This is a genomic window from Mycolicibacterium vinylchloridicum, assembly GCF_013404075.1.
In the GTDB taxonomy this organism is placed as follows: Bacteria; Actinomycetota; Actinomycetes; order Mycobacteriales; family Mycobacteriaceae; genus Mycobacterium; species Mycobacterium vinylchloridicum.
This window is the reverse complement of the sequence record NZ_JACBJQ010000060.1, coordinates 20,995-29,529: the sequence shown is the minus strand read 5'-3', so window position 1 is coordinate 29,529 and position 8,535 is coordinate 20,995. Positions and strand designations below refer to the sequence as shown.

Annotated in this window: 11 protein-coding genes; 7 read left to right on the top strand and 4 right to left on the bottom strand. The window is 66.9% G+C overall.

All coding sequences use genetic code 11. The annotated features are described in order from the left end of the window. The 5 genes from HPC46_RS29240 to HPC46_RS29220 all read left to right on the top strand — a co-directional run. Window positions 1-106: integrase core domain-containing protein (locus HPC46_RS29240; RefSeq protein ID WP_179475613.1), on the top strand; the 106-nt coding region annotated here is incomplete at its 5' end. An 81-nt stretch (window positions 107-187) separates the two neighbouring features. Then, a complete protein-coding gene (locus HPC46_RS29235) occupies window positions 188-925 on the top strand; it encodes a tetratricopeptide repeat protein (RefSeq protein ID WP_179475612.1) in 738 nt (245 codons plus the stop codon). Window positions 926-929: 4 nt separating this feature from the next. After that, window positions 930-1,985, top strand: a complete 1,056-nt coding sequence (locus HPC46_RS29230) for a class I SAM-dependent methyltransferase (protein ID WP_179475611.1) — start codon at window positions 930-932, stop codon at window positions 1,983-1,985. A 22-nt stretch (window positions 1,986-2,007) separates the two neighbouring features. Then, complete coding sequence (locus HPC46_RS29225) at window positions 2,008-2,835, top strand: serine hydrolase domain-containing protein (RefSeq protein WP_179475610.1); 828 nt, start codon at window positions 2,008-2,010, stop codon at window positions 2,833-2,835. Between the two features lie 109 nt (window positions 2,836-2,944). Then, on the top strand, window positions 2,945-3,457 hold the full coding sequence (locus HPC46_RS29220; RefSeq protein ID WP_005144711.1) for a DUF3145 domain-containing protein: 513 nt from the start codon (window positions 2,945-2,947) through the stop codon (window positions 3,455-3,457). On the opposite strand, the gene HPC46_RS29215 is transcribed toward HPC46_RS29220, so the two are convergent. Beyond that, window positions 3,454-4,296, bottom strand: a complete 843-nt coding sequence (locus HPC46_RS29215; RefSeq protein ID WP_233716842.1) for an LLM class flavin-dependent oxidoreductase — start codon at window positions 4,294-4,296, stop codon at window positions 3,454-3,456. The two genes, HPC46_RS29220 and HPC46_RS29215, sit on opposite strands and share 4 nt — an antisense overlap. A 123-nt stretch (window positions 4,297-4,419) precedes the next feature. Between HPC46_RS29215 and HPC46_RS29210 the strand changes: the two genes are divergently transcribed. Next, window positions 4,420-4,998: a TetR/AcrR family transcriptional regulator gene (locus HPC46_RS29210; RefSeq protein WP_233716841.1), complete on the top strand. Its 579-nt coding sequence runs from the start codon at window positions 4,420-4,422 to the stop codon at window positions 4,996-4,998. Between the two features lie 214 nt (window positions 4,999-5,212). After that, window positions 5,213-5,647: an SRPBCC family protein gene (locus HPC46_RS29205; protein WP_179475607.1), complete on the top strand. Its 435-nt coding sequence runs from the start codon at window positions 5,213-5,215 to the stop codon at window positions 5,645-5,647. On the opposite strand, the gene HPC46_RS29200 is transcribed toward HPC46_RS29205, so the two are convergent. The 3 genes from HPC46_RS29200 to HPC46_RS29190 form a co-directional block, all read right to left on the bottom strand. Beyond that, window positions 5,648-5,953, bottom strand: a complete 306-nt coding sequence (locus tag HPC46_RS29200; RefSeq protein ID WP_179475606.1) for a hypothetical protein — start codon at window positions 5,951-5,953, stop codon at window positions 5,648-5,650. A gap of 94 nt (window positions 5,954-6,047) precedes the next feature. Continuing rightward, window positions 6,048-6,947, bottom strand: a complete 900-nt coding sequence (locus HPC46_RS29195; protein ID WP_179475605.1) for a diacylglycerol kinase — start codon at window positions 6,945-6,947, stop codon at window positions 6,048-6,050. Beyond that, window positions 6,944-8,521, bottom strand: coding sequence for an FAD-binding oxidoreductase (locus HPC46_RS29190; RefSeq protein WP_179475617.1), 1,578 nt, complete (start codon window positions 8,519-8,521; stop codon window positions 6,944-6,946). The genes HPC46_RS29195 and HPC46_RS29190 overlap by 4 nt, the downstream gene beginning before the upstream one ends. Between the last annotated feature and the right edge of the window lie 14 nt (window positions 8,522-8,535).

The window sequence follows — 8,535 nt, the reverse complement described above, 5'->3', positions numbered from 1 at the left end:
CTCCAACGACGACCGCGCCCAAGCCCTTGCGCCATGGCTAACCGTCTACAACACTCAACGCCGTCACAGCGCACTCGGAGGCCTACCGCCCATCAGCAGACTGTGACCAACCTGATGGCCAGGTACACCTAGCGCGACGGTTGCCGAATGTGCCGCGCGTGTCCCGGTCGGAAGCTACGGTGGAGACTTGCTTACCGCGAGAGTTGAAACCCAGGCTGACCTGCTGGTCACGGCCCGCGCCGCCTATCGTCGCGGCGACTTCGAAACCAGCTATGCGGCGTATTCCCGGGCGGGTTCGGTCGGCCCGCTGGGCCTCGACGATCTGGACGCGATGGCGATTGCCGCCGGGCGGCTCGGTCACCGCCGGGAGTCCACGCGCGTCGGCGAACTCGTCTATGTCCGGCTGACACGCACCGATCCCACCGCGGCGGCGGTCAAGGCCGTCGAACTCGGTTCGGCGTGGTTGTCGCGGGGTGAGTGGGTCATCGGGCAGACCTGGATCAGCCGGGCCCGTGCGCTGCATTCCGATGCGCCCGAGAGCCCCGCGTCGCGCAGGCTGGCCTACTTGGAAGCCGTAGGAGCGGCGTTCGCGGCATATGCCGCAGCGATATCGGCCGCAGCCCGCACTGAGCTGCGGGCGGCGATCACAGCTGCCGACTCGACCGACTTGCCGCTGCTGTTGCGGGGTGCAATCCAAATCTCCTTGACGGCAGGTGATCTCGACGAGGCCGAGGGCTACCTGCGTGCGCTCGAGGCGGTGGATGCCGCCGACGACGTGCTGCGGGGGGCGGTGCTGGTGCGTCGCGGGCGCTACCGCGAGGCGCTGACGGTGTTGCAAGCGGCGCTGCGCGAATCGAGGTACGAGACGGCCGAGGCCTATGAGTGGCTCAACGAGGCACACCGCGGTCTCGGCGAAATCGGGTGATCGGATGACGGACGAGACGACCGAGGAATTCGCCGCCCGGATGATTCGGGCAATCGACGACTCCAGCGTGACGATCCTGGCCAGCATCGGTCATCAGACCGGCCTGTTCGACACCTTGGCGAGCCTGTCGTCGGGAACCAGCGAAGAGATCGCCGATGCGGCCGGACTCAATGAGCGTTATGTACGGGAGTGGTTGGGCGGCATGGTGACTGGCGGCGTCGTGGACTACGACGCAGACTCGGCGACCTACCGGCTTCCAGAACATCGCGCGGCCGTGCTGACGCGGGCGGCCGGTCCGGACAATCTGTCGCGGCTGGCGCAGTTCATCCCGCTGCTCGGCGAGATCGAGCAGAAGATCGTCGGCTGCTTTCACAACGGCGGCGGCCTGCCCTACACCGACTACCCCAGATTCCACGCACTGATGGCCGAGCAGAGCGGCGAGGTGTTCGACGCCGCGCTGGTGGACGCGATCCTGCCGATGGCGCCCGGCTTGCCCGAGCGGTTGCGCGCCGGCGCCGAGGTCTCGGACTGGGGGTGCGGCAGCGGCCACGCGATCAACGTGATGGCACGTGCCTTCCCGAACAGCCGCTTCACCGGCATCGACTTCTCCGAGGAGGGCGTCGCGGCGGCAATGGCCGAGGCCGGCCGGCTAGGGCTGGACAACGCGTCGTTCGTGCGCGGCGATCTCGCGGCTCTCGATGTCGTCGACGCTTATGACGTCATCACCGTGTTCGACGCCATCCACGATCAGGCGCAGCCAGCGCGCGTCCTGGCCAACATCCATCGGGCCCTGCGGCCCGGCGGCGTGTTGTTGATGGTGGACATCAAGGCCTCGAGCAAGCTCGAAGAGAACGTCGGCGTGCCGCTGAGTCCGTACCTGTTCACGGTGTCGACGATGCACTGCATGTCGGTATCGCTGGCCTACGGCGGGGCGGGCTTGGGAACGGCGTGGGGCCGGCAGTTGGCCACCTCGATGCTCGCCGACGCGGGCTTTCCGGAGGTCGCGGTTCACGAGATCGACACCGATCCGATCAACCTCTACTACATCGCGACCAAGTGAGGGCCCGCACTAGGCTCGCCCTGTGCCGACGCCATTGGACCTGATCGCCGACTGGCCGGTTCCGGCCGCGGCCGCCGCAGTGGTCAGCCCCGGCGGGGTGATCGCCGGATACGGCGACACCGCTGCGCAGTTTCGGCTCGCATCGGTGACCAAACCCCTCGTGGCGCGAGCGGCCCAGGTCGCGATCGAAGAGGGTGTGGTGGAGCTGGACACGCCGGCCGGTCCGCCGGGCAGCACGGTCCGGCATCTGCTGGCCCACGCTTCGGGGCTGTCGATGCATTCCGCGCAGGTGATGGCCGAACCCGGCAAGCGACGGGTCTACTCGAACTACGGCTTCCAGGTGCTGGCCGAGACGATCGAAACAGCGGCGGGCATCGAGTTCGGCCGCTACCTGGCCGAGGCGATGTTCGAACCGCTCGGTATGGCCGCCTCGAGTTTGGCGGGCGGCGCCGCGGCGGCCGGCTACGGCGGGACGTCCACCGTGGACGACCTGGTGGTCTTCGCGGGGGACCTGCTGGCGCCGCGGACCGTGTCGGCGCCGTTGCACGACTGTGCGATCAGCGTGCAGTTTCCCGGCCTGAACGGGGTGTTGCCGGGGTTCGGCGTCCAGCGGCCCAACGACTGGGGGCTGGGCTTCGAGATCCGCGGCGGTAAGTCACCGCACTGGACCGGCGTTGCCAACTCTGCGCGGACCTTCGGTCATTTCGGCCAGACGGGCACCTTCATCTGGGTGGACCCCGATCGGGCATTGTCGCTGGTCGTGCTCACGGACCGGGACTTCGACGAATGGGCCAAGCCGCTGTGGCCGGCGCTCTCTGATGAAGTTCTGAGAGTGTACGGAGCGAACTAGCGCAACAGGGGCCTCACAAGGCACAATAAACACGCACGACACAATCGCATCTTCGGAAACACCAGGTCGTTGGGGAAGACGTCCCTCGTAGAGCCGAAGGAGCAAGGTGATGCGTGCGTCGAACCAGTTCGCCGATGCGACGACAGGCGTGGTGTATGTCCACGCCTCTCCCGCAGCGGTGTGCCCACATGTCGAGTGGGCGCTGTCGTCGACCCTGAATGCCAGGGCGAACTTGAAGTGGACCCCACAGCCGGCCATGCCTGGGCAGCTGCGTGCGGTGACCAATTGGATTGGTCCCGTGGGCACCGGTGCCCGGCTGGCCAACGCGCTGCGCTCGTGGTCGGTCCTGCGGTTCGAAGTCACCGAGGACCCGAGTGCCGGTGTGGACGGCGAGCGGTTCTGCCATACCCCGCAGCTGGGTCTGTGGAGTGGGGCGATGAGCGCCAACGGCGACATCATGGTCGGCGAGATGCGGCTGCGCACCCTGATGGCATCCGGTGCCGACACCCTGGCGGCCGAATTGGATTCCGTGCTCGGCACGGCCTGGGACGAGGCGCTCGAGCCCTATCGCGATGGCGGCGACGGCGGCGAGGTCAGCTGGCTGAGCCGGGGAGTCGGCTAGGCCGAGCGTGCGATGAGTTCGTCGGCGACCCATTGGGCAACGCCGGCGGGATAGGGATTCGAGAGTCCGAGTATCAGATGCTCGAAGCCGGCGTCGATGGCCTGGCTTATCGCGGTGCGCGTGGTTTGGGGTTGGTCGTAGGAGACCGGGATGTGCATCGAGCGGACGATGCTGCCTGGGTCGCGGTCGACTTCTGTGCAGTAACGGTCCAGCAGCGCGCTGCGGTCCTTCGCATCGTCGATGTCCCCGCCGGGGATGTTCCACAGGTCGGCATGCTTGGCGGTGATTCGTAGCAATCGAGGGGAGCGGCCGCCGGTGATGATCGGCGGGTGCGGTCGCTGGACCGGTTTGGGGTTGCCGAACGCGCCGGTGAGGGTGACGTGATGCCCGGCGACATCGAACGGCTCGGCCTCGGTCCATAGCCGGCGGATCACTGTGAGCGCCTCGTCGAGGGCGTCCATGGAGCCACCGAAGTCGTCGTAGCGCAGCCCGTGAGCGTCGTATTCACGCCGGGCCAGGGGATGGCCGGGCCGAGATCCCGCGCCGATGCCGAAATCCAACCGACCGTTGGCGACGATATCGACGGTGGTCGCGATCTTGGCGAGCAGCGCGGCAGGCCGGAAGCGGTTGCTGGTGACCAGCAGGCCCAGCCGCAGCCGGTCGGTCTGGGCCGCCAGCGCCGAGAGCAACGTCCAGCCTTCGAAGATCGGCCCGTCGGGGTCCCCGAAGATCGGCATCAGGTGGTCGAAAAGCCATGCGTGTTCGATCGCCGGGATGGCATCGGCTTCCTGCCAGACACGCACGATGTCGTCGTAGGAGACCTGTGAGGGCGCGGTCATGATGCCGAATCGTGGCCGTGATGGCATGGAATCCTCCCTGGGCTGATCTAGACTTCAGTAAACGGAACGACGTTCCGATCTGGACGTTACGGAACACTGTTCCGCTTTGCAATGGGAGGGTTGTTGCCCACGCGTGAAGGGGCTGAGTCACCGCGTAAACGCGCCGACGCCCGACGCAACGCCGAGACGTTGTTGGCCGCGGCGGCCGCAAGCTTTGTCGCGGCCGGCGTCGACGTGCCGGTACGTGACATCGCTGCGCGTGCGGGAGTTGGCGTCGGCACGATCTATCGGCATTTTCCGACCCGAGCCGACCTCATCACCGCGGTGTACCGACACCAGGTCGAGGCCTGTGCTGAGGCCGGGCCGGTCCTGTTGGCCGAGAAGGACTCACCGCTTGCGGCGCTGTCGGACTGGGTCGAGCTGTTCATCGACTTCCTTGTCACCAAACACGGCCTTGCCGGCGCGATGCAATCCGATGCCGCGGCATTCGGGACCTTGCACGCATACTTTTTGGACCGCTTGGTACCGGTGTGTGCACAGCTGCTCGAGTCCGCTGCCAATGCGGGCGAAATCGTCCCCGGCGTTGAGGCCTACGGCTTGATGCGCGGCATAGGCAACCTGTGTATCGGCGCCGAAAGCGATCCGAACTACGACGCCCGTCAGATGGTGGGGCTCATGCTCGCAGGCCTGCGCCCACAATAGATTTCACTCAAAACGGCGGCGGCTTGTTTCGTTCGGCGACGTGCGCGTCGTTGAGTTTGCGTTCGGCTGCCAAGCGGTAGGCCCGTTGGGCTGCATGATGCCGATGGTCGGTGGGGGTTGGCCTACCGGTGCAGGCAAGGAAGGCTTAGGTAGCGCTCTCGTCTTCACCTATGCGCACTGATGCCCGAGCGCCTCAGCGCATAGCCTGAAGCCCATGGTTCAGCTGCACGTCGAGAAGACGATCTTCGCACCGCCGGACAAAGTCTTCGACTGGCTGGCCGACCCGGTGAACCTGAATACGGCTCCGCTGATCGTCACTTCGGGTTGGGCCAAGGACTCACCGCCTCCCGGCCCGGGGGCGATCCGGACCGGCTTCGCGATCGGCCTGTGGTTCCGTGAGGAGATCACCGCCTACGATCCGCCGCACAGCTATAGCTATCTGATCGTCAAATCGGTTCCGGCCTTCGACCACGAAGGCGGCACACTGACGTTCACCCCGGACGGGGACGGCACCCATGTCGACTGGGTCAGCACCTACAGGCACCCCGGGCGCGGCGGAGGTAAGCCGATGGAGGCGCTTACCTCGCGCCTACTGCCGTGGAACTTCCGCGCAATCCTGGACGGCTGCGCGAAGGCGCTGGAGCGCTAGTCAGTTGTTGCTGTCGGAGGCGCAGGACAGGTCGACGTAGACGCTGCCGGGATTCTGCTGGCCGGTCATCACCATGAGCTGCCCGTCGGACATCATCATCACCACGAGTCCATGGACCCCGGTGACGGTGCACCTGTTCAGCGTCATATTCGATGGCATGTTGAATTGCACGTTGTAACCCTGGTCCTGCAGCATCTTGACGACATCTGCAGCATTGGTCGAATCAGCGGCCGCGGTGGCGGCCGGACAGAGCGCGGCCGCTGTCAGGGCGCCGACGAATGCGGTGGCGATGGTCATTTTCTTCATGGCGCGAGGTTCCTCGTTTACTGTCGTGGGGTTGCTTCGGTGGGGCCGAACGGGCAGCCTCGCCGCATCGTCCCGCCCCACAGTGGTGCGACCCCTACGGTGCGTTACAGAGGATTTTCAGGGCGCCCGGGACCGCGGATATCTCGGCGGGGAGCGGACACACATAGTCGCCGTCGGCGTAGGCATTGATGCCGGGGGAGTCGACGGTGATGGTGCGCGCCCGGGCAGTGGTGACCTGTGGAAGGTTCACGTGCGTGCCCTTGAACACCGTTGGGAACAACCGGATCAGCTTCGTGCGTGACGACGCGCCCACCATCGTGATGTCGAGCATTCCGTCGGAGTGATTCGCCCCCGGCGTGATCAGCATGCCGCCGCCGTAGCTGCGCGTGTTGCCGAACGCCGCCAGCGTGAGGTCGGCGACGATCTCTCGCTCACCGTCGAACACCATCCGAAATGGCAACGGACGCAACTTGGAAATCTCGGCGACCAGCGCGACGTTGTAGCGCATCCGCCCGTGCGGCCAGCTCATCCGGTTCACCCGATCGCTGACCAGTGAGTCGAATCCCGTCGCGGCGACCGTCCCGAACCAGGTGCTCGATCCGTCGGCGCCCTTGATGTGCCCGAGGTCGACGGTCTCGATGTGTCCGGCGGCGATCACGTCGACGGCCGCCACCGGATCAGCGGTCGGCAGCCGGTACTCGCGAGCATGGTCGTTGCCGGTGCCGGCAGGAACGATGCCCAGCGGAATGTCGCTGTGCGCCAACGCTTGAAGAGCCAACCTGATCACGCCGTCACCGCCCACCACGACCAGGGCGTCGGTCTCGCGGGTGAGCGCATCGTCGACCAGTTCACGGGCGTGGACGGCATCGCGGCCGACGATCCCGGTGACGTCGATCCCGAGTTCCTGAAATCGAGCCACCGCCCTTTCGCCGGCGTGAGGCGCGCTGCCGTGGCCCGACTTCGGATTCGTCAGAACGGTGACGTGGGAAATCATGGAATCAGCTTGCCGGGGTTCAGGATCCCCGCCGGGTCGAGGGCCTGCTTGACGGCCGTCAGTACCTTCACGCCGAGTTCGCCGATCTCGCCGGCCATCCACGGGCGGTGATCTGCCCCGACCGCGTGGTGGTGGGTGATGGTTCCGCCGGTGCGTGAAATCGCTTCGGAAGCAGCGACTTTGGCAGCCATCCATTGCTTGGCCACGTCGCCGCGCTGGCCGGCTACCACGGTGAAGTACAGCGATGCTCCGGTGGGATACACATGCGAAATGTGGCACATCACCAACGCCGGTGTGCCACTTTCGGCAAGCGAAGCGGTCAGCGCCTCGGTGACTGCGGTCTTCAGCGCGGTCAGGTTGGCCCACGTGGTAGCGGTCTCCAGCGTCTCGCACAACGCCCCGGCCGCCAGCAGCGAATCGCGCAGATACGGTGCGTCGAAACGACCGTGCTCCCACGCCCGTGCCGGGGCCTCGCCCAGTGAGGTGCCGCCCTGGGCTTCCAGAACTGCGCGGGTTTCGGCGTGCCTGCTCTCGGTGTGTGCGGCACTGCCTTCGAAAAGCGTCAGCCCCAGGCACCCGCCGGTGACGCTCTGCTCGCCGATGTTTCCGGTGGTCGCCAGGTTCACGCCGGTCTCGGCCTCGTCGGACAACCGCAGCACCGTCGGCCCGGTGCCGATCTGGACGACCGCACGCAGCGCGGCCGCGCCGGTGGCGAAGTCGGGGAACGACCAGGCCTCGTAGCGCGTCGTCTCCGGGACGGGATGCACCCGCAGACGCACCCGGGTGATCACGCCGAAGACGCCCTCGGACCCGGAGAACAGTTCGCGCAGATCGGGCCCGGCGGCGGTCTCAGGCGCGCGGCCGAGGTCGAGGACACCGACCGGGGTGACCACCGTCAGCCCGCGGATCATGTCGTTGAACCGGCCGTATCCTGCGGAATCCTGCCCCGACGAGCGGGTGGCCGCATAGCCGCCGATGGTGGCGAACCGGAAGCTCTGCGGGAAGTGCCCCAGTGAGAAGCCGCGTTCACCCAGCAGTCGCTCGGCATCCGGGCCGGTGACGCCGGCGCCCAGCTCGGCCTGCATCGACGTCTCGTCCAGCGAGTGCAGCGCGTCGAGGCGGCGCAGGTCCAGCGAAATGACGGCGGCGAAATCGCCCCGGATCGGGTCGAGCCCGCCGACAACGCTGGTGCCGCCGCCGAAGGGCACCACCGCGATGCCGTGCTGCGAGCAATAGCGCAGCACGGTCGCGATCTCGTCCTCGCTGCCGGGAAGGAGCACCGCATCCGGAGCGTCCTGGTGGGTCTGCTTGCGGCGCAACAGGTCCAGCGTGGACTTGCCGCCCGCGTACCGCAGCCGGCCCTGGTCGTCGGTCCGGATGTAATCGGCGCCCACGAACTCGGCGAGCGCATCTCGATGAACGTCTGCCAACGACGACGGACGCACCTGGACCTCGTCGATGGATGGTGCGGGGATCTCGCTGACCGTCACCCCGAGCGCCTGTTCGAGAAGGGCCCGGATGCCGTCGGAGAGGGGCTTGGCGGCCTCGGGGTCACCCCACGCGTTCCAGGCCATCGGGGGAACGAGGG